21 protein-coding genes and 1 tRNA gene are annotated in these 23,532 nt (G+C 34.0%); 9 read left to right on the top strand and 13 right to left on the bottom strand.

The genetic code is table 11. The annotated features are described in order from the left end of the window. The 3 genes from F0000_RS28125 to F0000_RS14210 form a co-directional block, all read right to left on the bottom strand. Positions 1 to 758, bottom strand: a 758-nt coding sequence (locus F0000_RS28125; protein WP_149625387.1) for a transposase zinc-binding domain-containing protein, incomplete at its 3' end; no start/stop codon positions are given. Continuing rightward, positions 758 to 1,372 (bottom strand): tyrosine-type recombinase/integrase, encoded by a 615-nt coding sequence (locus F0000_RS14205; protein WP_255452756.1) that lies wholly within the window; start codon positions 1,370 to 1,372, stop codon positions 758 to 760. The genes F0000_RS28125 and F0000_RS14205, both read right to left, overlap by 1 nt. Positions 1,373 to 1,451: 79 nt before the next feature. Beyond that, a complete protein-coding gene (locus F0000_RS14210; protein ID WP_149625389.1) occupies positions 1,452 to 1,802 on the bottom strand; it encodes a hypothetical protein in 351 nt (116 codons plus the stop codon). A 196-nt stretch (positions 1,803 to 1,998) separates the two neighbouring features. Here F0000_RS14210 and F0000_RS14215 point away from each other — a divergent pair, with 196 nt between their 5' ends. The 6 genes from F0000_RS14215 (at position 1,999) to F0000_RS14235 (ending at position 10,667) form a co-directional block, all read left to right on the top strand. Then, complete coding sequence (locus tag F0000_RS14215; protein ID WP_149625390.1) at positions 1,999 to 2,382, top strand: sensor histidine kinase; 384 nt, start codon at positions 1,999 to 2,001, stop codon at positions 2,380 to 2,382. A gap of 137 nt (positions 2,383 to 2,519) precedes the next feature. After that, a tRNA-Ile gene (locus tag F0000_RS14220) sits at positions 2,520 to 2,593 on the top strand. An 881-nt stretch (positions 2,594 to 3,474) separates the two neighbouring features. Further along, entirely contained in the window at positions 3,475 to 3,645 is a 171-nt protein-coding gene (locus tag F0000_RS27775; protein ID WP_188112127.1) for a hypothetical protein, read from the top strand. A 147-nt stretch (positions 3,646 to 3,792) separates the two neighbouring features. Next, on the top strand, positions 3,793 to 4,908 hold the full coding sequence (locus tag F0000_RS14225) for an AraC family transcriptional regulator (protein WP_149625391.1): 1,116 nt from the start codon (positions 3,793 to 3,795) through the stop codon (positions 4,906 to 4,908). A 759-nt stretch (positions 4,909 to 5,667) separates the two neighbouring features. Next, positions 5,668 to 7,761: a leucine-rich repeat domain-containing protein gene (locus tag F0000_RS14230; protein ID WP_149625392.1), complete on the top strand. Its 2,094-nt coding sequence runs from the start codon at positions 5,668 to 5,670 to the stop codon at positions 7,759 to 7,761. A gap of 215 nt (positions 7,762 to 7,976) precedes the next feature. Further along, on the top strand, positions 7,977 to 10,667 hold the full coding sequence (locus tag F0000_RS14235) for a T9SS type A sorting domain-containing protein (protein WP_149625393.1): 2,691 nt from the start codon (positions 7,977 to 7,979) through the stop codon (positions 10,665 to 10,667). A 141-nt stretch (positions 10,668 to 10,808) separates the two neighbouring features. Here F0000_RS14235 and F0000_RS14240 read toward each other — a convergent pair whose 3' ends face one another. Genes F0000_RS14240 through F0000_RS28610 form a run of 3 tightly spaced genes read right to left on the bottom strand, consistent with a single transcriptional unit; the run spans position 10,809 to position 11,550 of the window. Beyond that, entirely contained in the window at positions 10,809 to 11,030 is a 222-nt protein-coding gene (locus F0000_RS14240) for a hypothetical protein (RefSeq protein ID WP_149625394.1), read from the bottom strand. Further along, positions 11,031 to 11,318, bottom strand: a complete 288-nt coding sequence (locus F0000_RS14245) for a hypothetical protein (protein WP_149625395.1) — start codon at positions 11,316 to 11,318, stop codon at positions 11,031 to 11,033. A 13-nt stretch (positions 11,319 to 11,331) separates the two neighbouring features. After that, complete coding sequence (locus tag F0000_RS28610) at positions 11,332 to 11,550, bottom strand: tyrosine-type recombinase/integrase (RefSeq protein WP_149625450.1); 219 nt, start codon at positions 11,548 to 11,550, stop codon at positions 11,332 to 11,334. A gap of 276 nt (positions 11,551 to 11,826) precedes the next feature. On the opposite strand from F0000_RS28610, the gene F0000_RS14255 reads away from it, so the two are divergent. The 3 genes from F0000_RS14255 (at position 11,827) to F0000_RS14265 (ending at position 15,284) form a co-directional block, all read left to right on the top strand. Continuing rightward, positions 11,827 to 12,909, top strand: a complete 1,083-nt coding sequence (locus F0000_RS14255; RefSeq protein ID WP_149625396.1) for an HBL/NHE enterotoxin family protein — start codon at positions 11,827 to 11,829, stop codon at positions 12,907 to 12,909. A gap of 237 nt (positions 12,910 to 13,146) precedes the next feature. Further along, on the top strand, positions 13,147 to 14,226 hold the full coding sequence (locus F0000_RS14260) for an HBL/NHE enterotoxin family protein (RefSeq protein ID WP_149625397.1): 1,080 nt from the start codon (positions 13,147 to 13,149) through the stop codon (positions 14,224 to 14,226). A 254-nt stretch (positions 14,227 to 14,480) separates the two neighbouring features. Next, positions 14,481 to 15,284 carry a hypothetical protein gene (locus tag F0000_RS14265; protein WP_149625398.1) on the top strand — a complete coding sequence of 268 codons (804 nt, stop codon included), beginning with the start codon at positions 14,481 to 14,483 and terminating at the stop codon, positions 15,282 to 15,284. 246 nt (positions 15,285 to 15,530) lie between these two features. Here F0000_RS14265 and F0000_RS14270 read toward each other — a convergent pair whose 3' ends face one another. The 7 genes from F0000_RS14270 to F0000_RS14300 all read right to left on the bottom strand — a co-directional run bounded on the left by F0000_RS14270 (position 15,531) and on the right by F0000_RS14300 (position 23,531). Beyond that, on the bottom strand, positions 15,531 to 16,472 hold the full coding sequence (locus F0000_RS14270) for a hypothetical protein (protein WP_149625399.1): 942 nt from the start codon (positions 16,470 to 16,472) through the stop codon (positions 15,531 to 15,533). 229 nt (positions 16,473 to 16,701) lie between these two features. Beyond that, positions 16,702 to 18,201 carry an aminotransferase class V-fold PLP-dependent enzyme gene (locus F0000_RS14275; protein ID WP_149625400.1) on the bottom strand — a complete coding sequence of 500 codons (1,500 nt, stop codon included), beginning with the start codon at positions 18,199 to 18,201 and terminating at the stop codon, positions 16,702 to 16,704. A 144-nt stretch (positions 18,202 to 18,345) separates the two neighbouring features. Continuing rightward, positions 18,346 to 18,765, bottom strand: coding sequence for a nuclear transport factor 2 family protein (locus F0000_RS14280; RefSeq protein WP_149625401.1), 420 nt, complete (start codon positions 18,763 to 18,765; stop codon positions 18,346 to 18,348). Then, positions 18,765 to 19,118 carry a hypothetical protein gene (locus F0000_RS14285; RefSeq protein ID WP_149625402.1) on the bottom strand — a complete coding sequence of 118 codons (354 nt, stop codon included), beginning with the start codon at positions 19,116 to 19,118 and terminating at the stop codon, positions 18,765 to 18,767. The genes F0000_RS14280 and F0000_RS14285 overlap by 1 nt, the downstream gene beginning before the upstream one ends. 11 nt (positions 19,119 to 19,129) lie before the next feature. Then, positions 19,130 to 20,314, bottom strand: a complete 1,185-nt coding sequence (locus F0000_RS14290; RefSeq protein WP_149625403.1) for a class I SAM-dependent methyltransferase — start codon at positions 20,312 to 20,314, stop codon at positions 19,130 to 19,132. A 76-nt stretch (positions 20,315 to 20,390) separates the two neighbouring features. Continuing rightward, positions 20,391 to 22,010 carry a hydantoinase B/oxoprolinase family protein gene (locus F0000_RS14295; RefSeq protein ID WP_149625404.1) on the bottom strand — a complete coding sequence of 540 codons (1,620 nt, stop codon included), beginning with the start codon at positions 22,008 to 22,010 and terminating at the stop codon, positions 20,391 to 20,393. Positions 22,011 to 22,100: 90 nt separating this feature from the next. Further along, positions 22,101 to 23,531, bottom strand: a complete 1,431-nt coding sequence (locus F0000_RS14300; RefSeq protein ID WP_149625405.1) for an FAD-dependent oxidoreductase — start codon at positions 23,529 to 23,531, stop codon at positions 22,101 to 22,103. Between the last annotated feature and the right edge of the window lies 1 nt (position 23,532).

Genomic DNA, 23,532 nt, shown 5'->3' on the forward strand with positions numbered 1-23,532 from the left:
TTAGAGATTTCCATATTGGTTAAGGGGGTAGAAAATTCGCTCTTATCGGTATTCAGTAAAATATAAGCATTGCGATAAGCTTGAGAGGTATGCTTTCCTTTGTGGATGATATTCAATAAATCTGTGCGTTCTTCTTTGGTTAAGCTAACTTTATATCTAATACCCATTTTAGTTTTTTTCAAAGATACTAAATTACGCCTATTTAAACTTGACTTGACACTAGGAGCGTTTTTCCAATTTCCATCTTTGGTAATGCCACCAGCTGGAACAATGCAGTGAAGATGCGGATGCAGACTCATATTGCTGCCCCAAGTATGGAGAATAGAAATCATTCCTGTTCTGGCTCCCAAAAACTTGGGGTTCTCAGAAAAACCATCAAGCGTATACCAAACCGCTTTAAACAGCGTGTCATATACCAACTTGGAGGCAACCAGAGTTAGTTCATTAAGTTCACTAGGCAGTGTAAAGACCAAATGGTAATACCCCACAGCTAACAACTCTGCTTGACGCTGTGGTATCCATAATTCTCGTTTATGTCCCTGACATTTGGGGCAGTGGCGATTTCTACAGGAGTTATAACTTAAGTGAAGTTTGGAACACTCTGGATTGTCGCACTGATCGATATGACCACCCAGAGCAGCTGTTCTGCATCGACTCAGTGCAAAGAGCGTTCGCTTTTGCCAAGTAGTAAAAGAGCTTGTCTCAATGTACTTATGCTGTTCCCTTAAAATATCGCCCAGTTCAAACTGAGCTTGCATTAGTTTGTCCCTTTATATCGGTAGACTCGATCTAGTGGTGAGAAGGATTGTTGCCTGCCTAATCTGGAAATATGCAAATACATCATCGTAGTTTTAATACAACTATGACCCAATACTTCTTTCAGACTCACGATATCTAATCCCATTTCTAGCAAATGCGTCGCATAACTATGACGAAGGGTATGCCACGTGATTTGTTTATTAATACCACTTTGTTTACGGGCTTGTTTGATAACCCATTGAACGCCGCCTTTGGAAAAAGGAACTGTTTTCCCTGATCGATCATTACCTGTAAAAAGCCAGACAGAGGGCTTGTCTGTTTCTAGATAGATCTTTAATCCTTTGATTACTAAATCGCCCAGTGGTACATAACGATCTTTGCGACCTTTTCCTTGACGAATATGAAGCATTTTACGATCAAAATCCAGATCTGAAACTTGTAAATTCAACAGCTCAAAACGTCGTAATCCACAGTCATACAAAAGTGAAAGTATCAAACGATGTTTGAGAAGTTTTGGAGTAGTAATAAAGCTTTTGATCTCACTTTGAGATAGGACTACAGGAAGTTTTTTCGAACCCTCGATATGAGGAAGGGAGATGTGCTTATCACTCATCCTTTTTAACTTATATAATGCTCTGAGTCCGTAAACCGTATGTTTAAAGAAACTTTCTGAAGGGGTTTTGTGCTGATGCTTACAGAATTGAAGATACTCCAGCACTTGTTCGGTACCATTGCCAGAGTCCACCTATGGTACAACCTGGCTTTTTTAATTCTGATTTAAAGTATTCAAAATATTGAAAAACTTCTTGATAACGACTAGTTTGAGTTGTAGAGGTTTCTGGAAAAAATGATACTAAATCCTTCTCCGAAAGACTTAACAACTCTTTGAAATCAAGCCCCCTGTTCTTTAAAAAACTAACATAACTATTGACCGTATTACGGTTGATAGATAGAAGATCGGATATCTTTCTATTGCTATACCCTTGATGCTTTAAATTAATAATTTGTCGAATTTCCATGATATCTGTGCGTTTTCCTGCCATAATCTTTAAGGTTTTTAAAGATCAAAGCCTTAACAACACATGAAATGGCATAATGACCACCGGAATATTTTAACAGTTGACATAATATCAACCGGAAAAAACTAACCCAACAGTGGCATAAAATCGACCGGATTTACTGGCATAGTATCACCGGAAATCGTGGCATAATGAGAACCGGATTATCCAATTGGCCAATATGTTACAAAATTATACCCAAACCAAGGTACAACTGATCCTTAGGAGATTGGATAAAATAGACTGTACGAGCACTGATAAAACAGTAAAAATTACTGTTTACAGAGTATTGCAAGAATTGATGACTAATATGCAAAAACACAGTCAGGCTAGTTTGGTGGTACTAGTGTTTACCATTGAAGATAATGCACTTTTAATCAAGTATTCTGATAATGGGATGGGTATAGACTTAAATGATCAAAAATCAAAAAATGGACTTCGTAATACCGAAAAGTGTATTCAGGCAATCGGAGGAACCCTTATTTTTACTGAGGTAAAAGGAAAAGGCTGTATAGCCGAGATAGACATCCCCGTTAAAAATATACACAAGTTTGCCAAGATGTAGGTAGTGCTAGACGACAAGATTGCTCTAAATATTCATATAATATGCTTAGTAAGAACCATCAAAGAATTCTTTAGATTAAAAATATAAAAAATGTTTGGCGTGTTTGTGGTAATTACTTAAATTTGCCGTCCGTTTCGGGTCCTATAGCTCAGCTGGTTAGAGCACCTGACTCATAATCAGGGGGTCCATGGTTCGAGCCCATGTGGGACCACGCTTATTTTCAAAGAGTTACATTTTTTTACAGTGTAACTCTTTTTCTTTTTAAACCATTTATGAAGAGTTTGTGTGCAGTTTTAAAAATGTTTACGAAAGAATTTAAATTACTATTTGTTTATAATACGTTTTCATAAGAGCATGTTTAAAAACAATGCAAACTGATTGTCAGTAGTTTGGTGTTCTGACGACACTTCAAATCGACGACATATCGAGATATGTTGCTTATTTGAAGTAAAGTCAAGGTTGTCAAAGTAATGACCAGCAGGCAGAAGGGTTTTTAAACATACTCTAAGCTCTTTTTTCGTTCCAGCATAGTCGCAAACAAATTATCCGCTTGAGACTCATGATTCTCAAATCGAATTTTATGCTACTGCTTTTTACTGTGCAAGAAGTTTTTAGGATGGACAAAACGCTCTAAGTCAACAAGAAAGTCAACAATGGATAAAATATGTCAATTGTGTTTTATTAGCTGTCTAAGGTTTAGAATGCCGTACTAAATCAGAAGCACATTTTCGTATACTACCAAAGTATTAAAATATGAGGAAAACCCGTAATAGGGTTGTTTTGTTTTTTACGTTATTGCGAATTGTTAAGACTAGTCAAAGCTCATTAAACTAATAAATATAGAGGTAGTAAAAAATGGCTAAAATTGAGATAAACGAGAAATCAGAAAAGTTAGAAAGAATTTCAATCTTTCTAACGAAAAATAATATTCAGCATATAGAACTCATCTTGAGTACTGCTTTGACCTACAAAGTTTACATGTTGCACGTTAATTTTGTTAGTTTTTTTAATCGTAGCTATGGCTATATTGAAAAAAACCTACTCCATTATAGTATAAAAGCCAAACTTTTTGGGTGAAAACCACTACTCAAGATGAGTATCATAATAAATGAAGAAACTTTTCTAAAAGAGCCCATTACTAAAAATGTTGATAAAGAAGTGCCTGAGAATGATAGATCGAGTAAAACATCTGAATCTTTACTCGATAATCGAGATTTAAATGCTCCGAGGCTTGCCTCGAAATCAAAATGTCTTTTTCAATAAATGCCTCGTGCGCTTGCCGCGAGGTAGTTTACTTGGTTTTTTTGAAGAGTTTGGATCATCCAAAGCTCAATAAACTGATGAAATCAATAATTTTTCCCTAAATCTGATGTCGATAAATTCTAGGCATAAATTTAAAAAAAACAGATTATGATTACCACCATTTTTGATTTGTTTTTGCTTTTTAGCTCATTACACGGATTTCTTTTTAGTGCTTTTCTATTAAGGAATTATGCTAATAATAGCTATGGAATTCGGTACTTAAATTTTTTAATTTTGGCCGTAGCATTAAATAACCTCCAATCCTGGTTATTAGCTTTAGACTTCCCACTGTTGGATTACATCCAGATGCCGTGGCACTTTTTGCTAGCACCAATGTTTTATACCTTTCTATTGAATTATCTTGATCTTAAAAATAAATATTTCAATGTTTTAAAAGTTTTCACCCCTTTTTTTATCCTAAGTATCATCTTACAAGTATCTTATTTAACTTTTCTCAGAGAGTCAACGTCCAGAGGGGAGTTTGAACGGATTTATGAGAAATATACAGGCATTGAGGAATTGGTGAGTTATGTCTCTTCATTGGCATTATTTGCATATTCTCTATTTATTATCAAAAATTATAATAAAAAAAGATATGATTTTGAGTTGTTTGACGACTTAAAATGGATAAGGAATTTTATCGTTTTTGCAAGCATTTCATATATTGTCTGGGGTGCAGCTTTATTAATGAAATTTGTATTAAACTTCGAAAATTTTATAGTTTTTTATTATCCATTGCGTGTTTTGACTACGATACTGATCTATTGGTTAGGGTATGAATTATTGATAACAATCCGAAAAATTAAAGAGCGAAAAATCATTAGAAAAAAACATCCTAGAGAGCATAAGAAAGCTTACAATTTGGATAGCAAATACAACAACCTATTGGCTCATATTGAAAATAACACACGATTTTTGGATCCTATTATAAGCATTGATGGTCTTGCGCAAGAATGTGAAATGAGTAGTAGTCAGCTGTCAAAAATAATTAATGAGCATACTGGACAGAATTTTAATCAATTTATTAATGGTCTTAGGGTTAATTATTCCAAGAAATTGTTATTAGATACATCTTATTCCAAATTCACCATCACTTCTATTGCTTTAGAGTCAGGTTTTAATTCAAAATCTACTTTTTATAACGCATTTAAAAAGCATACGGGAATGACGCCTTCAGAGTTTAAGAAAATAGATATACTTACCGAAACGAATATTGATATATAGTCTTCATACTATTTTTAGCTTTTATGGAAGCAATGTTGTCCAAATTTCAGCATTTTGGAGGATTTTGGACACCATTTTTTGGGACTTAGTATAAGTTTGTAGCAATTCAAATACACAAATCAGTTGAACCTTCGAGGGGTTAAAGGAGAACCACTAACCAAAAAATATTTGACAATGATAAGAACCTCACTACTTGCTTATTTTAAGGTATTGTACAGTAAATACATATTTACTAATGCCTGTTTGAGTAAAGATACTCTTCTTTAAACAGATCGGATAAGGGATTTTTCAAAAGATGATTAAGCCTCAATAGTTCACATTTTTGAATAAGACCTTCTCAATTTTAAACTCATAATAGAGAATCAGTTTTATTCGAAACAATATATGTTAGGTTCTACAAGCCTGTAATTTACTATTACAGATATCCAGTACTATGTTTAAATATCAATTCAATTATAAAACCGCTAACTATGAAAAATTACTTTTTATTATTCAGCCTCTTAATAGGCTTCTGTGTCACGTCCTATGGGCAAGAAATTATCGATTCTCTTAATTCGAATAGCCCATAAAACTGAATTTCTGATTTATAGACGCGTTTATTCATAAATACACACGACACTATTTTTGATAAAGCGTTTCTAGACTTAACGAAAGCAAGTTTTAAAACAATCGCTAATTCGTATTGTAGAATACAATTTTTCTATTGCGGTAACAAATAAAAATTACCTCATGAATAACTCAAAAACTTAATTATTACTTATGAAAAATAATTTTTTTTTAGGCATATTATTATTTCTTAATCTAACCGCTTATGCTACAGATATTACATTCACGGACACAAATTTCAAACAGGCATTATTAGACCATACAAGACCCGTAATAGATACAGATGAGGATGGGGAAATTAGTAAAGAAGAGGCGCTAAATGTTGAAAATATAATTATATATGGAGGTCAAGGAATAACAGATATTTCTGAAATAGGGGAATTTATTAATTTAAGAAACCTCTTGATAAGAAATGCAACTATATCAAGTATTGATTTAAGTCAAAACTTAAAACTTGAAGATGTAAGTCTACTATCTAATGAGCTTTCAGAAATTAACGTTAGTAATAATATTAACTTAACTCATCTTAAATTATCTTATAATAAATTATCAGAAATAGACGTATCGAATAACACCAACTTAATTTACTTTGAAGTAATTTCTAATTTATTAACCTCTATAGATGTAAGAAATTGCTCTCTAAATAAGTTATATTTCAACAATAACCCTAACTTGATTCAAGCTTTACTAACAAATCAAAATTTTTCATATTATGATGAAGCTTCAGGTGAAAACATAAAATCTCTTCAGGCTGTGGGTTACAAAAATTGCTTAAATCTTGAACTTCTCTGTATCGATGATTTCTATATAGAAGAAGCTCTTAATAATATCGGTCAGCCTGGCTATTCAAATTATAAAACATCTACTGACTGTATTGATAGTAATGTTTATCACAAACTTAATGGCAAAGTAACTTATGACTTAAACGGGGATGGATTATGTGATGATCAAGATGTACCTTTTTTAGGTGAGTTGAGAGTATCCATACAACCTAATAATGGTAGAGCTTTTGTTGCTATTCCTAATGATAAAGGAGAATACAGCTTATTTGTGCCAGAAGGTAATTACAGAAGTATGTTTCCTCGGTTAAATCCACGAACCCCCTTTCAATTTACTCAGAACTATGCTCAACGAAATATTAATATTCCTGATGCATTAGACACATTGATCACTGATTTTTGTGTTCAACCTAGGGGCGCAGTAAATGATCTTGAAATTAATATAATCCCTCTTGGTCGTGCCAGACCCGGGTTTACTTCAAGATATCTAATTTCTTATAGAAATATTGGAACCACTACACAATCGCCAAACATTACTTTAGATTACCAGGATGATGTGCTAGACTATGTATCATCATCACCTGTAGGTATCAACACTAATGGCAGGCATACTTGGAATATAGGAGAGTTACAACCTATGCAAACGGGTGAAATAATTGTTGATTTTGAGTTAAACAAGCCTACAGACACTCCCGCACTAAATAGTGGAGATTTTTTAAACTACTCTGCAACTATTAATGCTGATATTGATCAAACACCTGGCAATAATTCGTTATTGTTAGAAGAACCTGTAGTTAATTCGTATGATCCTAATGACAAAACGTGTCTAGAGGGAGATATTCTAGATCCCGATAACCTAGGGAAGTATTTGCATTACCTGATTCGCTTTGAGAACAAGGGTACGGCAGAGGCGGTAAATATTCGAGTACAAGATGTTATTGATACGACCAAGTTGGATATCGAAACTTTTGTGCCTTTAAAAGGGAGTCATTCTTTTACCACTACCATAACCAATGATAATGAGGTCGAATTCTGGTTCAATGAGATTAACCTACCGTTTGATGATGCAAATAATGACGGTTATGTGCTTTTTAAAATAAAAAGTAAATCCAACTTGGTAACAGGAGATGAGATTGTAAACAGCGCTGCTATTTACTTTGATTTTAACCCTCCTATTATTACAGAGGACGAAATTGTAACGGTAAAAAGAGAAGTAGTTACATTGCCTACATTCGAAGATTATTTTACATTATCGCCAAATCCAGCAGAAAGCTATATAGAATTGACTGTACTGGATGAATCTATAATGATAAGCGAAATTGTGTTCTATGATATTTACGGTTATGAGGTGGGGTATTATTCTGGAGAAACTCGAACTTTTAATCTAGAGCATTTGTATCCAGACACTTATTTTATGAAAATTATCACTGACAAAGGAGAGTTAGCAACTCAGTTTATCAAGCTATAAAGTAGTTTTTTTTAAACCGTTCTGTAACAATTTGCCTGGTCTTTGGGGAATCACCAGGATCAAGACAAATTGTCCAGAATCTTGAAAAATGTGTTGATTGTATTTTATAAACCACATTATGATCTCATTTAAGATGAGTAAAAACCACTGCTGATCAATTTTGTTTTTCCATGATTTTCAGCTCGGCATTATCACTAAATTAAAACCTTATAAACATGAAAAAAATCACCCTTTTAGGAATCCTACTATGTCTCAATCTAGTTACCTATGCTACAGATATTGTGTTCACCGATATTAATTTTAAAAATGCATTATTAAATCATGCTCCCGCTATTGATACTAATGGAGATGGTATAATTAACACCGAAGAAGCCGAAGAAGTAACTAGACTAGATCTAAAAAATTCTAATATTACTGATTTAACAGAAATAAAGTATTTTATTAATTTAACGTATTTGGAGATCTCTAATAATCAGTTAGAAAATTTAGATATCACCAAAAACACAAAGCTCGGAACTTTATATTGTAATTCAAATAAACTAAGCACGCTAGATCTATCACAAAACCTGTATCTAAGTACATTGTTTCTTTTCAAGAATAAATTGACTTCTTTGGATATTTCAAATAATACTAATTTGTATCATCTTCAAGTTGCCAATAACAATTTATCTTCTTTAGATTTATTGAATAGTATAAATCTACGTTTTTTAGATATTCAAAGCAATCCTTTAACTACAATAGATGTATCAAAAAATAGAGAACTCACTAATCTTACTATTGGTAATAACGAATTAGTGTCATTGGATGTTACTCAAAACATAAATTTAACAGCTTTAACAATTGAAAGAAACGCATTGACTTCTTTGGATATTTCACAAAACATCAAATTAAAGTCTTTATCCATAAATAACACATTAATAGAGTCCTTAGATGTTTTTCAGAACGTAAATTTAACTCATTTATATATGATTAATATTGGACTAAGCTCTTTGGATGTTACCCAAAATAGTAATTTGACTAATTTGTATATTAATGGTAGTAAACTAAGTTCTTTGGATGTTACCCAAAATAGTAATTTAATTTCTTTATCTGTCAATTATAGTTTATTAAAACAATTAGATGTCACTCAAAATATAAGTTTACGAAAACTCGGCTGTTACAGTAATGAATTGATAAATTTAGATGTGACTAATAATGTTGACTTAGTAGATCTTAAATGCTATGGTAATCAATTAACAAAATTGGACGTATCAGGCAATAGTGATTTAAAATATCTTTGGTGTGGGGGCAATCAATTAGAATCCCTAGATGCAAGAAATTGTAACCTATCCCAAGTAGATTTTACAAATAATCCTAAACTTACTAAAGTATATCTAACAGATCAGAAATTTCAAACTACTCCTCAATTAGGAATATCTTTTAGCAATTGTCCTGAATTAAAGTTTATATGTGTAGATGAGGAATATGTAGCACCTGTGCAAAACCTTTTTAATACTCCAGGATATACTCCTTGTGATGTAAATAATAATTGTGATGACAACTATTATACTATCTCAGGAAAAATTACTTATGATCTGGATACTAATGGGTGTGATACCAATGATATAGGTTTTGCAGATTTGAAATTTGCGTTGTCAGGAGGTTCAGTAGGTTTTAGAGAGGTTTTTCCTGCTAATTCAGGAACCTATAGCACAGCCGTGAATCAAGGAGATTATTTTATGTTTCCGATTTTTGAAAACCCGACATATTTTAATATAGATCCAGCTCCTTCATTCCCACCTATACCTATAAGCTTTCCTGCAGATGGTCCCATTGTAATCAAAGATTTTTGTATTACTCCTAATGGGATTTATAATGACCTGGAAGTTTTAATTATTCCAATTGGAGTAGGACCAAGACCCGGATTTGATACTGGGTATACTATTATTTATAAAAATAAAGGAACTAGCACCCAATCGGGTAGTGTTACGTTAGATTATATGCAAGATATTTTGTCGCTAGTATCTTCTAGTCCAAATACGGCTACTACGTCGACTAACCAATTATCATGGAGTTTTAGTGATCTGAAACCTTTAGAATCTAGAGAAATCACTGTGGTATTTAATATTAATAAACCTACTGATAATCCGGCGGTAAATGATGGCGATATACTAAGTTATACAGCTACTGTTACGGGTACTACCGATGAAACTCCGATTGATAATGTAGTTCCATTAAATCAGACAGTAAGAAATTCTTATGATCCCAATGATAAGATTTGTTTAGAGGGAGACATTATAGAACCTACAGATCTTGATAAATATTTGCATTATATGATTCGATTTGAGAACAAAGGAACGGCAGACGCTATTAATGTTATAGTTAAAGATGATATAGATACTACTACCTTAGATATTAAATCATTTATCCCTTTGAAAGCTAGTCATTCATATACAACTATTATCAATAATAAAAAAGAGGTTGAATTTGTTTTTAATAATATAAACCTCCCTTTTGATGATGCCAACAATGATGGATATATCTTATTTAAGATAAAACCAAAACCTACTCTTATAGAAGGAGATGTTATCAATAATAAAGCTGCAATATATTTTGACTTTAACCTTCCTGTTATTACTGATGTAGAAACAGTAACCGTTAAGAAGAAAATTATTGAAGAACCTGTCTTTACTGATTACTTTACATTATCGCCAAACCCAACTACAGGAGTTATGTCACTAACGCCATTAAACTCAGATATCGCAGTTCAGCATATCAGTATTCATGATATCACTGGGAGAATAGTAGGTTTTTTTAGCGGAGATACCAGGGATTTTAATGTGAGTTATTTATACGCTAATACTTATTTCATGAAAATACATAGTGACAAAGGAGTATTAACAACTACTTTTATTAAAATAAATTAAGAAATTTTAAGAGTCTGATATCAAGAAGGATAGTCGTCTGCATAATGGTTGGACGACTATCTTATTTTTTTGACAAAGTTGTTTTTTTTAGTTTTGAAAGATTAAATTCTATCTTCTCCTTTTGATTACCCACCCTTCAAATCATATGATTTGCAACTTCATTTTAATAGTGCTAGTCCTCAAAACTAAAACCTCCATATCTACAGAAAATCCATCACTCAACACCTCTGGCATCATCTTCCCAAAAATCATAATTAAATGTAAGGAATCGTTTTCTATACTTGTATGTGCCCCCATCATTTCTTGATGATCGTCTCTCATGGATTTGTGTTCTTCTTCTATTTTTTTATGAGAAGCTTCCATTTAGCATGTTCCGGCCATTACCCTACGTTCAGGAGTTTCTACAGGATTCTGTTTGCAAGAAACAAAAAAAACGTGGGAAGCAAGCATTATTAATTTACTCGATAATCGAGATTTAAATGTTCCCAGGCTTGTCTCGAAATCAAAATGTTTTTTCAATAAATGCCTGGGCTTGCCCCGAGGTAGTTTACTGAATGTTTTATCTCTCCATCCTACCTTCTTAATTATAGATAAAACAGGAACCATTATATATGCTAAACCTAGGTTTAATAAATCCGAAATAATCGACATGATTAAAAAAACTTTAGCTAAATATCTCTTCTGCAGATTTATCCAGGATTTCATTTTCAAAATCGGTAAAATAAGCTTTTGTGGTATAATAATCTGTATGACCAAGTGTATCGCCTATTTGTGCTTTGGAAATTCCCTTGTGTAATCCAGCTGTAGCAAATGTATGTCTGGCTGCATAAGTAATTATTTTTGTTTCTAGTTTTAACTCTTTCCTGATAGTGTTTAAAAATATTCAATAATGCATTTTAAAGTTTATAGCCAGTAGAAATCCTCACCTCTTCTAACCTAAATGATCTCTATTTGGTTAGATGTCGTAATAGTTACATTTTAAATGGATCTGTTGTCGCAAAAATGATTGGATTTGACCGATTTGTTATAGTATGCCAAGGGAATTTATAGTGAACTTTGTACCCATAGGGTAGCTCCCTGGAATTTTTGATGAGATAGGTTAAGTCCGGATAAAGCCTATAATAAATTTTAAACTATTTCAAACTTAAATTAAAAAAAAATGAATATTGAATTTTCAGATCCAACAATAACAGCGGCAAAAGCACAAGTATCACAGGGACTAGTTCTACAGGGATACTGTAACAGTGTATTACAACAACCTTCTGTAGATTTTTCAGGTTTCACTAATTTGGCTCAAAACCAAATTGATATCAATCAAGGTTTACAAACTGCAAAAGACCACGCCAACACGTATCTAAATGGAATACAAACAAATATAATTAGTAATATATCTAATATTTCTAATTACTATAATTTATATTCTGCTGTACCTATAGTGTTGCCTCCAAATGCTACAACAGAGCAATGGATTAGTATTTTACAGGCGATGAAAGCTCAAACGGATACTTACATCAACGCTAGTAATTTGATTGTAATTGATTTAGGAAACCTAAATACAAATATAGGTACAGACGTAGGTTTTTTTACTAAAACAGTTTCAGACCTGAACGCAGTTGTCGATGGAAACGAAGGTGTTCTGGCTTCTTTATCCAATGACCTGAGTTCTATTGATACACAAATTGCTGGGGTCATTGCCGGAACAGTAATTAGCGGTCTGGCTATAGTTGGTGGAGTATTTTTAATTGCTGTAGGATCGGTAGCCAGTTTTGTTACTGCGGGTACTTCTCTTAAACTAGTAGCTGGTGGTGTAGCGATTACATCTGCAGGTATTGCTGGATCAGTTGCTGGTACGATTACTTTAAAAAACTTGTATCAACAAAAAGCCGATCTATTACAACAACAATCAACTTTGACAAGTGAAGTGAACTTAGTTTCGGGAATAAATAGTGCTTATTCACTATTAGGTAGTCAAGCTGCAGAAGCTATGAGTGCTACAACGCAAATGAAGAATGCCTGGACTTCATTAAGTAGTGATTTAGGTGTTTTATCAAACAACCTACAGAGCGGAATCATGAGTACAGACGTAATCAGAGAGTTGTTTTTAACAGCAGCAAATGAAACTGTACCAACTATCTTGCAAGATGTTAACATCATCAAACAACAGATGGCTGGTGTAGAGTTAAGTAGTACTGGTGATAAGGGAATAGTTGATTATATAGAAGAATTAACTCAAGCAGCTTAATCATAATTAATAATGGAATGGCGGTCTAAGGGTATTGGACTGCCATTTAAAAATTTCCAAATTATTTATCCAATTAGATGCTTTTACACAAATAATTATAACTCTAATATTCTGATTTTTAGATTTTTTAAAAAAAACATATTTCATCTATTAGAATTATCTTGGAACTAAAAATTTCTCAGTGTATCAAACTTTTGATAACCTGTTTACTCTTTAATCAAAACATAATTAGATAAAATGAATTCATTAAATAATAACATCAAGACCATTGAAATCTCACAAAAAGACCTGACAGGAAATGGTTTGATTCTACAGACCTATTGTAATTCTGTATTACAACAACCTGATATTGATTTTTCTTCAGTTCCTGATTTAAGTGACTATCAAGAACAAATAAATGAAAGTCTTGAAAAGGCCAAGAAGCATGCCAACACCTACTTAAATGACATTAATCATAAAATCATTAATTCATTATCTGACCTTAATAGCTATTTTACAGTATATAAAATTGTACCCGTTACCTTACCTGAAGGGTCTTCGGTTGACCAGTGGGTTTCAGTACTTTCTGTAGTAAAAACCATATCAGAAAAGAATCTAAGGGATAGTGAGCTCATTGTAGAGGCATTGGAAGAGTTACGCGACGATTTGAGTTCAGATTCAGCTGCTTTTGCTTCCATTGCTGAACAAGCTAACGATGCAATAGAGGGTGATACAGGAGAGCTTGCATCCATAAGAAACTCTCTTAAAGAAATTGATAGGGATATAAAAGGTCAAATAGCAGCAGTTGTACTAGAAGGAATTGGTATTATTGGAGGGGTCTTTGTCATCGCAATAGGTTCAGTTTCAAGTTTTGTAACAGCTGGTACTAGTACCCCTATCGTAATAGCTGGTGTGAGTATGTTATTGGGAGGAGTTGTAGGCTTGGCCGTTTCAGCACCTACACTCATTAATCTATACCAGGAAAAAACAGATTTGTTTCAGCAAAGCTCAAAACTCAGAGCTGAAGTCAATTTATTGACAGGTATTGATTCTGCCTTTGATAATTTGTCAAATCAGGCAGAAACTGCAGCTTCTGCTACTAAGGGGATGGTAGACTCTTGGAGGAATCTAACTAATCACTTAGAAGATTTGATTGATGATCTAACAAATGGTATCTTAAGTACGGATGCGGTGCGAACACTGTTTTTAAATGACGCAAATAACGAAATTATTGATTTGCAAAATACAATAAACACGATAAAGCAACAGATGTCTGGAATAATAACCGTTGCCTTACCAAAAGATGAAACGGTCTTAAGTTATCTGAAAGCAGTATAATAAAATAATTGGTTATAAGCTGATACCGCACAGTATAAAATCTAATTGCTTTAGACTGAAAGCATACCTGTTGATATTTTGATAATGATTTAAGATTTTTTGTTTCCATAATACTTGATTTGTGTCTCACGTCATTTAAGCACATAAAAAAAGTATTGGATTGGTGTAAAAGAATCTTCGAGCTCATTTAAATCGTCTTTGGCTTTACGGATTTAGCAGCGCGGTATTGGCTTTTTTGACCTAAAATTACAGATATGACAAAAGGATATTTATCTCAAACGATACAAAACATTATAGATCATAAAGATCATTTGATATCATTGGTTGGCCTCCCCGATAAGGCGACCAGAATTAAGCATGAAGCAATAGAATTGATAGAAGAAAATATTTCTTCAATAAAAGAAATGCAAGATGATCTTCTAGAAGATTCATCTAAAATTCTTGATGGCTTACAGCGTGCTTTAACCTATTTAAAGGAGAATAAGAATGAAGCTATAGAATTCATCAATAGCGCCCATGATACTGCCATTTTATCCAAGCAAAAGCTAGAATCTGAACTGCAACAAAACATCGTTTTAAAAGCTAGTATTTTGAAATTCTCGCAAGATCTACAAAATGTTTTGAGAGAACTCCAAAATCGCAATGCTAAACTTGTGGTAGATGAGCAAAAAGCTAAGGATAAGGCAAATAAATTTAAAAAAGAAAGGCTTTATTTTTTGGCTTTAGGTCCATTTGGTTTGGTAGGGCTAGCAACAGCTACAGCACTTTTTGCCAAATGGAATGCAAAGACAAATACTGCTAAAAAAGAAGCTGCAAAGGTGAGAGGTCAGATTAACTCCTTAAAGCTATTTCAAGACAATGTACAGATATTGCAAGAAAGCTTTAGTTTTGGAATCGAGGCCTTGTCTAACGTAAAGAATGCTTTGGATTTTTTATCAGGAGACATCAAGAACATAATAAATAATACTTATACTACTTGCGGAGACTCTATTGTTGTTGCACTTTATCTTAACGCTGCCGTTAAAGAAGCAAATGTTTTGCTTATTGATGCAGCATAGTGCGAATTATATTATACAATTATCAATTTCATTGCATAAATTTAATCGTGCTATCTCTCTTACCAGTTCTCAAATAGAATCACCGTAAACTGAATTAAAAAAGAAATGATTTTAGCAGATGATTTTATTTGAGAACTGGTATGATTTAAACTTTTTTGATCAATTGAAGAGGTTTTTGCACTTCATAGCAGTATTGAGTCAAAAGGAGTATTTTTATAGCGAATTGAAAAATTTTAAACCACTTCATTAACTGTTTTTTACAATAAAAGTCCCTCTTTGGTATTTTGTAAGTTCTAACAAGTCAGGTTTTGAATTGTATTTTTTGATAATATCCTTATGAATTTGCTTATGATCTAGTATTTTTTGAGGTCTATAATTTTCACCTATAAAATGAATAACCTCCATCTTGTTTTCTTTAAATAAATCCAGATAGTATATATAAGATAATCGGTTGGTGTATGCAATTGAGTTCCCTGACCAAAAATTCCAATACGAATCAGAAAATCTTAAAAAATTAAATTCAGATATTTTTTTGTCTTCAAAAATACCTGGATTAGCATAATGATCAATAAAATTTACTGTATGAACAGTAAAACAATCTTGTTTAAGCCACGTTTTCAATTTTTTAAATAAGGCAATTAAAAACGTTGGCGGGATATGTTCAAAAACTACTTGCGAGTAAATGTATTCAAAAATAATCCCTTCATTTTCAATATCATCCAGCGTATATGATGATTTATATGTTATGTTACAAAACTCTAAAACTTCTTCAATATTTTTTAACGTTACTATTTTATCTAGTTTTTCTTTAATAACCTTTTCTTGATAAATTCCTCTATCCATAATTTGTTTTATAAAATTTTCGCTACACAAAAAGATTATTTGCTTTCGAAATGTTCTAAAACTGACATCTTTATCTATGTCAACCGTAACTATTTTATCAAAACCTAGTAAAAAAAGAATGACAGGAGAAATGATAGAATATCCTGTACCTATTTCGAGAGCCTTGCATTCTTGATTTAAATCTAAATTAGTATACTCAAATTTTCTTAAGCACTCATAAAACTGGTATGTAACCACATTATGATGATAATTTTTATGGTGAGTAGCAGGGATATGATTTAATCTATCTCCTATCCTGGATAAAGATAATATTTTCTGTAAGGAAGCTTTGATTCTCCAATCCATAAATTAATCATTTAAGAGATGAATTTTTAAAATTAGATAAATTAAATTATAAAACTGCTGAATATTGTTTGGATATAGTAAATTAACCTGTTGTATAGAAATAATTATCCCAAAAATGGGTAAACTACCTAGGGGCAAGCCAAGGCATTTATTAAAAAAACATTTTGATTTCGAGGTAAGCCTTGTAACATTTAAATCTCGATTATTGAGTAAATACTAACTATAAATTTTATACTATAAACCAATTATGCACTTGTTCTATAAGTTTTTCATCACTTATTTGGATATGTTCAAACTCGTTATTTTTTGGATTATACTTGTAGTGTTTACTCCATTCTACAATGTTTTGAGTAACTTGATCTATCGCATCACAAATAAAAAGAGCTTCCTTATTAGTCATAACGGGATGTAGTGAAAGTCGAACCCAACCAGGCTTATTATTAAGACGTTTATTCTCGATGCCATCAATAATACGTTCTGAATCTTCATCTCCCAGCTTAAAAAGATAATGTGCGTAGGTACTTGCACAAGACCATCCTCCACGCACTTGTATTCCAAATTTATCATTTAATAGTCTTACGATGAGGTTGTAATGTATATTTTTAACCCCAAAAGAAATACATCCAATACGATCTTCATCTATGTTACCAAGAATGAAAAGCCCATCTACTTGTGATAGACGATCAAAGCATAGATCTAAAAGTTCTTTTTCTCGTTGATGCATATTATCTACTCCCATTTTTTCCTTTAAGCGAATAGCCATTGCGGCTCGCATCGTCTGTAAAAATCCAGGCGTACCTGCGTCTTCTCTGGTTTCTATATCATCGTGATACCCAAAATTTCCATTAGGCGTTGTCCATTTTACGTTACCACCACCTGGTACATCTGGACAAGGTGCTTTATATAATTCTTTATTAAAAACTAATACTCCACAGCTACCAGGTCCTCCTAAAAATTTATGAGGTGAAAATAGCACTGCATCTAACCTTTCTTCTGGATCTAAAGGATGCATATTTATTGATACATAAGGAGCTGAGGCCGCAAAATCCATAATACAATACCCTCTATGGGCATGCATTATTTTTGCCAGTTCTTGATAAGGAGTTATCATGCCCGTTACATTAGAACACGCTGTAAAAGCACCTATTTTTATAGGTCTATTAGCATATTTTTTGATTATCTGAATAAGATTTCCGGGAGATACCAGATTATTTTCATCCCCTGGAACTATAACAACATCGGCAATAGTTTCCATCCAAGGCACTTGATTGGAATGATGCTCCATATGAGTTATAAAAACTACTGGGCGCTCATTTTCCGGGATATAGTTCTTAGTCTTGTGGTTATTAGAAACTCGTAATCCCATAATGCGCTGTAATCTAGACAAAACTCCTGTCATACCTGTTCCCGAAGTAATCAGCACATCATTTTCAGTAGCATTTACATGATTCTTTATAATGTAACGAGCATGCTTATAGGCATAGGTAGATGCTTTTCCCGTTTCGCTCGAAAATGAATGTGTATTAGCAATCATGGGACCTATACTATTCTTCATTGCGTCTTCTATAGGCCTATATAGGCGACCGCTAGCTATCCAATCTGCATAGATTAACTCTTTTTGCCCATCTGTAGATTCAAAAAAAGTATTATAACCAATAATGTTTATTTTGATTTGATTGAAATATACTTCTAATTCAGCAGCATGTTTTTTATTTATAGTAGATAACATAGAATACTTTTTAATTAAAAAGAACTCAATTTTAACAGTTTGTTAAACTATGCTTTCGCTCTTTTAAGTAATGTTGTTTTTTAAAATGAATCATCATACCATTCTAAGCTTTTTTTAGAATACATGATCAAATCAAAATAATCCTTATTTTTGTAACCAATCGCCCACACCATAAGGATCGGGGTGCGGTGCAGAAACATGTTCATGACGGATTTTCCAATCATTATTTTCTTTTTTTAGAACAAAAGAAGTACGAAAGGTATTCGTAACCTCCTTATCTCCAACATGTAAGTGCAATTCTGTAATTCCGCTTATCCAGCCCATATCTCCCAGGATTTCTTCAAAAGGGCCTTCTGTCCACACGATTTTGGTCATGGTAATAGACGAGTCGGTAAAATCATTCCAGCCTTTGGCAATCATAGAATATCCTTTTGTACTAAAACGAGGACCTTCTAAGATTACGTAGGTATCTTCATTCTGGCAATACCCGTTTTTGATCTCTTCAATATCACGATCGATAATGGCGTTAAAAAATTTAGTAATTCTATTATGAAGTTCTGCCATTACATTTCATTGATATCATTTGCAATTTCTTCTATACTCTTATCTGGGTTTTCCATTTCTTCCATTTCTTGCTGTATGATGCGAAGTACTCTGGAAATATATTCACTGTGCCAGGTTTGGCGTTGTATTTCAATCTCTTCAGAATTCGGTACGTAGTTTTCAATCTCTTCTCTGGTTACCAGGCCTTTAGATTCCAGAATGCGCTCGATACTATCCATACGCTCTCGAGTAACTGCCAATTCACCTGCAATTGCCATGGTAACATTCAGGACCCGTTCCACAGCAGGATCATCATGAAAATAAGGTCGTTTCCCTTTTGATTTTGACGATGCTAATTTTATATAATCTATCATTTCTTTTTGTGTTAATTTTTAATCGCTCCAAAAACATTCCAAATAGGTGATCTTCCAAAATCTTCTGGTTCTTCCTCACTGGTAGTATCACTTGCAAGATCATTTTCGGCCTTTGCACCAATCTGCATAAAATCTTCTTTTTTAAACCCTGATACAACCATTAACTCACAAGGATCTATATCATGCATTTTGGACCAATAGGGTTCTGAGTTATTAAGAGCATCCCAATCCCTCATGAATTTTTCATATTCACTCATATCATCAGTATATTGCGGCTGCTCAATATGTAGTGTAAGTCCACCTGGCTTAAGCAATCTATATACCTCTTTCATGATTTTATAAATGGATTTACCTCCCGTTTCATGTAAAAACATGGTAGACTGTATCCAATCAAAAGACGCGTCTTCAAAAGTAGTTTTGGCAGCATCCATCTGCATGAATGTAATGTTGTTATATCCCAGATCTATAGCACGTGCATGACCATAACGCAGCATAGGTACTCCCGTATCTATGGCAATAACCTCGGCATCAGGAAATGCTTTAGCAATGGGTAGCACATTATGTCCCATTCCACAACCTATATCCAGAATCCGTTTGGGTTTAAAATCAGGGTGATTTTTGCGTACCCAGGTAGTGATTGCTTTTCCACCACCATCATTAAAACGACCAATCAGCCCTGCTGTGGTCACAAAAATCCCGGAATCATAATTTGCCGCCGGGCTAACGTCGCCTTCTATAAGTTCTGTATGATAACTCCCCGGCATCAAATGATTGTCTACCGCTAATAAATAATCAGGTACTTTTACAGAAGGATTTAGTACCAGCGTTGATTTTCCATTATTGAGTGCTTCTGCTTTATCACGAAGCTCTGCTGCCTGGCGCAGCACCAATGAACGGCCTGCTTGTTGGCGCATTTCCATAGTACTTCTTCTTAATGAAGACCAGATTTGGTAGTGCGAATCTTTTTCAATGGCCTCTTTTAATTCTTCTCTATTTTGAATCCCACGACCATGCTCTTCTTTAAATTTTGGAACGACCCGGGTATCATAAGCTGTTTTTGTCCCTTGAGAAACATGAGCCAAATGTTTGTTTAGATTAGATAGAAAGTTATATCTGGCTCTTTCATCATGAGTAGTCTCTGGAAGCATTGCGTGCTTTGCAATTTTGTTCCAAACTGGTGTTAGATTCTTTGCCATTGTCTTATACTTTTGATGTTATCGTTGCTATATCGTATGTAATTTTTATTGGTTTAAGGTAATCTTCTTTTTCATATTAAGAAATATACCCCAATATTTTATCTTCTTGGATGAAAGTTTTTTCTCTTTTTGCCGGGTCTCCATATCCGCCACCACCGGGTAAGGTTAAAACCAGTTCCTCTCCAGGATGTAACTTATCCAATCCTTTTGGAGGGAATTCTCTATGAGGAATGATCTCCAGCGAGCCCATTTCTCCATCGCCTCCTAATAAGATTCCCTTGGCCGGAGTTTTCGTTTTTTCTGTCAATAATGAAATATTCAATGATTGTTCGCCTACATTTTTAAAACTAAAACGTTGCCCCAAACCACCTCTGTATTGTCCTTTACCTCCAGAATCGGGCAGTAGTGATTTTTCGGTAACCAATACGGCAATATCAGTTTCTAATACCTCTATGGGCACATTAGCCACATTGGTAGGGAAGCTTAATACGTGTTCTCCATCCATATTTGGTCTTGCTCCATACCCTCCATTCAAAAAGAAGTATTCTACAAACTCTTTTCCTTTATGTTCTCCATTTAAAACAATACACCAACATGCGCTACCACAATCGGCTTGTACTTGTTCTGGTACTGCTTTTGCCAACGCACCAAAGACCACTGAATGTAACATATTTCCAGTAATATTTCTAGCTCCCAGCGGAGACGGTTTTTGAGCATTTACCAAACAACCTTTTGGTGCGGTAACTTTTATAGGATAGAAAGATCCATCATTATTAGGCACATCAGGACTAAAAGTACATTTAATAGGATAGGCTGTGTAGGCAAAGGTATAGTTTAATACGGCGTTGATACTCAAAGGATGTGCCCCGGAAGTACCTGTATAATCCGCATGAATTTCGTCTCCTTTAATATTAATGGTGATTTCGAAATGACATCCATTACCCAATCCGTCTCCATCGGTATCATAACTATACTGGTAGCTACCATCTGGTGCAGCCAGTAAAGCTTCTCGCATCGCTTTTTCTGAAGCCTCGATAACCGCATCAGCTAGATCTTGTAAATCAGTCAACTGATTTTCTTCTATTAATTTATGTAATGACTTGATACCCTGGTCATTTGCGGCAATTTGCGCTTTGATATCGCCAATAGTTTGATGCGCAGCACGAACATTAACTTCTAATATATTGAAAAGGGTTTTGTTTGGTTTTCCTTCGGAAATTAGTTTGGTGGGAGGTACCATCAATCCTTCTTCGTAGAGATCCCGAGAACCTGCACCCCATAGTACGCCTCCCATATCGGGAGAATGTGCTATTGTACCAATAAAACCAATCAATTGCTTTTGATAGAATATCGGAGAAACAATCCCAATATCTGGTTTATGACCAGCACAAAGCCAAGGGTCGTTAGTCATTACTACATCACCTTCTTTCCAAGTTTCTAAAGGAAAATAATCTGCTAATAGTGCTTTTGTCAAAATTGGTAACACTCCTAAAAAAGAAGGTACTGAAACACTGGATTGGGCAATAGAACGCCCTTTTTTATCCATTAACACCACCGCAAAATCATTAGACTCTCGAGTGACCGTTGAGAAGGATGTTCGCTGTAAAGTAGTACCAGCTTCATCTACAATGCTTATAAGCCTGGACCATAAGATACTTAATGCAATTGGATCGAATGTTGTTTTTACGTTTTCCATGATTTAAATTAGTTAACTAAGTTAACTAATTTTAGTGTAAATAAATAGTTCTTATTCTTAAAATTATATCAAAACTCCATTGACATCCCTTTATTTCTGAAGTGTTCGACCTAAGATACGTCCAAAACTTAAAGCTGGAGTAATAGCCATCCCACTACAAAATGAACTACCGCTAGTAGCTCCCAAGCCAAGGAATTCTCCTGCCCCATATAATCCCTCCATCACAGCTCCATCATTGTCTAAAACCTGTAATTGTTCATTGACTTTGATACCACCAAAGGTTACCAAAACTGACGCGTGTATTTTCAAAGCATAGAAAGGCGCTTCTGTTATTGGATCTTCGAGATATTTTCTTCCAAATTCCGGGTCTGTTTTGGTAGCCACCATTTGATTATAGGTATTTATCGTTGTTTTTAGGTTATCAGAAGGTAAACCCGTTTTGGAGGCCAATTCTTCTATAGTGTCTGCCATTTTTAATGCTCGATTCTTTCCTGCTTCTTCTTTCATTTGCTTAATAGTCCAACCTATTACTAAGGGATTATGATTGCCATTATGGTCAGTAGTGACCAATGCTTTTTCGTCAAAAACAACCCAAAAACACCAATCCGGTTGTTTCATGACTAAATGTTCTCTTATTTCAGGATTAACTTCATCCTCTCGTATAAAGCGGTTTCCATACGCATTTACATAAATATCACGTGGTTTTCGATATATTGAGGTTAATACCATAGCCCAAGCTTTATTAAAATTAACACGACCACTTCCTTCTTCCATTTCTATACCGCCCAAACTTGGCAAATGAAACTCTCCTAATCTAAATGTTGCCCCATGTTTTTCGATAATTATATGACCATCTGCGGTAGCAGTAGGACAACAGCTGCTTACCAAAGGAATATTATCATGTTTTTGTTGAAAATAGGCAGGATTACTTCCATATCCGCCAGTAGTGATAACGATGTGTTTGCCAGTATATGTTTTTTCGCCCTCAGGAGTATCACATATTACTTTATTATATCGATTTTTAATTTTTCCTAATCCAGAAAAAGAATTGTTAAAGTGAATTTCAATAGTGCCGTTCGCCACATATTTCTCCCATTTTGGTAGCATCACTTTATAAATGCTCAGTGCTTTTTCTGACCCATAGATAGTTCTGGCAGTTTCGTATGCCACATGACCATAAATAATTCTAGGGCATTCCGGAGCCCACTCCATACCTAATTCGTCAAGCCAGTCAAAGGTATTTGGAGCTTCGTATACTGCTTTTTTAATAAGTTCCAGATCACCAGATTTATTATTAATTCTATAGATGTCGGCTAAATGTTTTTCTGGGGAATCATCAATCCCTTTTTCCTTTTGAAGGCGAATTCCTCCTGCACTCATATGTCCACCAGACCAATGCATTGCTCCGCCGACATAATCTATTTTTTCGACCACACCGACTTTGAGCCCTCGTTCTGCTGCAGTAATAGCACAAGCCATGCCAGCGGTACCTGCTCCGATAATTAAAATATCATAATCCATA

The organism is Aquimarina sp. RZ0 (genome assembly GCF_008370685.1).
Classification (GTDB): domain Bacteria; phylum Bacteroidota; class Bacteroidia; order Flavobacteriales; family Flavobacteriaceae; genus Aquimarina.

What these genes read in the sequence shown, in the direction of transcription:
- F0000_RS14255 (WP_149625396.1), top strand. Translation starts at nt 11,827, where the DNA reads ATGAATATTGAATTTTCAGATCCAACAATAACAGCGGCAAAAGCACAA.
- F0000_RS14260 (WP_149625397.1), top strand. Translation starts at nt 13,147, where the DNA reads ATGAATTCATTAAATAATAACATCAAGACCATTGAAATCTCACAAAAA.
- F0000_RS14275 (WP_149625400.1), bottom strand. Translation starts at nt 18,201, where the DNA reads ATGTTATCTACTATAAATAAAAAACATGCTGCTGAATTAGAAGTATAT.
- F0000_RS14300 (WP_149625405.1), bottom strand. Translation starts at nt 23,531, where the DNA reads ATGGATTATGATATTTTAATTATCGGAGCAGGTACCGCTGGCATGGCT.
- F0000_RS14245 (WP_149625395.1), bottom strand. Translation starts at nt 11,318, where the DNA reads ATGTCGATTATTTCGGATTTATTAAACCTAGGTTTAGCATATATAATG.
- F0000_RS14265 (WP_149625398.1), top strand. Translation starts at nt 14,481, where the DNA reads ATGACAAAAGGATATTTATCTCAAACGATACAAAACATTATAGATCAT.
- F0000_RS14285 (WP_149625402.1), bottom strand. Translation starts at nt 19,118, where the DNA reads ATGATAGATTATATAAAATTAGCATCGTCAAAATCAAAAGGGAAACGA.
- F0000_RS14270 (WP_149625399.1), bottom strand. Translation starts at nt 16,472, where the DNA reads ATGGATTGGAGAATCAAAGCTTCCTTACAGAAAATATTATCTTTATCC.
- F0000_RS14280 (WP_149625401.1), bottom strand. Translation starts at nt 18,765, where the DNA reads ATGGCAGAACTTCATAATAGAATTACTAAATTTTTTAACGCCATTATC.
- F0000_RS14215 (WP_149625390.1), top strand. Translation starts at nt 1,999, where the DNA reads ATGTTACAAAATTATACCCAAACCAAGGTACAACTGATCCTTAGGAGA.
- F0000_RS14230 (WP_149625392.1), top strand. Translation starts at nt 5,668, where the DNA reads ATGAAAAATAATTTTTTTTTAGGCATATTATTATTTCTTAATCTAACC.
- F0000_RS27775 (WP_188112127.1), top strand. Translation starts at nt 3,475, where the DNA reads ATGAGTATCATAATAAATGAAGAAACTTTTCTAAAAGAGCCCATTACT.
- F0000_RS14290 (WP_149625403.1), bottom strand. Translation starts at nt 20,314, where the DNA reads ATGGCAAAGAATCTAACACCAGTTTGGAACAAAATTGCAAAGCACGCA.
- F0000_RS14295 (WP_149625404.1), bottom strand. Translation starts at nt 22,010, where the DNA reads ATGGAAAACGTAAAAACAACATTCGATCCAATTGCATTAAGTATCTTA.
- F0000_RS14240 (WP_149625394.1), bottom strand. Translation starts at nt 11,030, where the DNA reads ATGGAAGCTTCTCATAAAAAAATAGAAGAAGAACACAAATCCATGAGA.
- F0000_RS14210 (WP_149625389.1), bottom strand. Translation starts at nt 1,802, where the DNA reads ATGGCAGGAAAACGCACAGATATCATGGAAATTCGACAAATTATTAAT.
- F0000_RS14235 (WP_149625393.1), top strand. Translation starts at nt 7,977, where the DNA reads ATGAAAAAAATCACCCTTTTAGGAATCCTACTATGTCTCAATCTAGTT.
- F0000_RS14225 (WP_149625391.1), top strand. Translation starts at nt 3,793, where the DNA reads ATGATTACCACCATTTTTGATTTGTTTTTGCTTTTTAGCTCATTACAC.
- F0000_RS14205 (WP_255452756.1), bottom strand. Translation starts at nt 1,372, where the DNA reads ATGAGTGATAAGCACATCTCCCTTCCTCATATCGAGGGTTCGAAAAAA.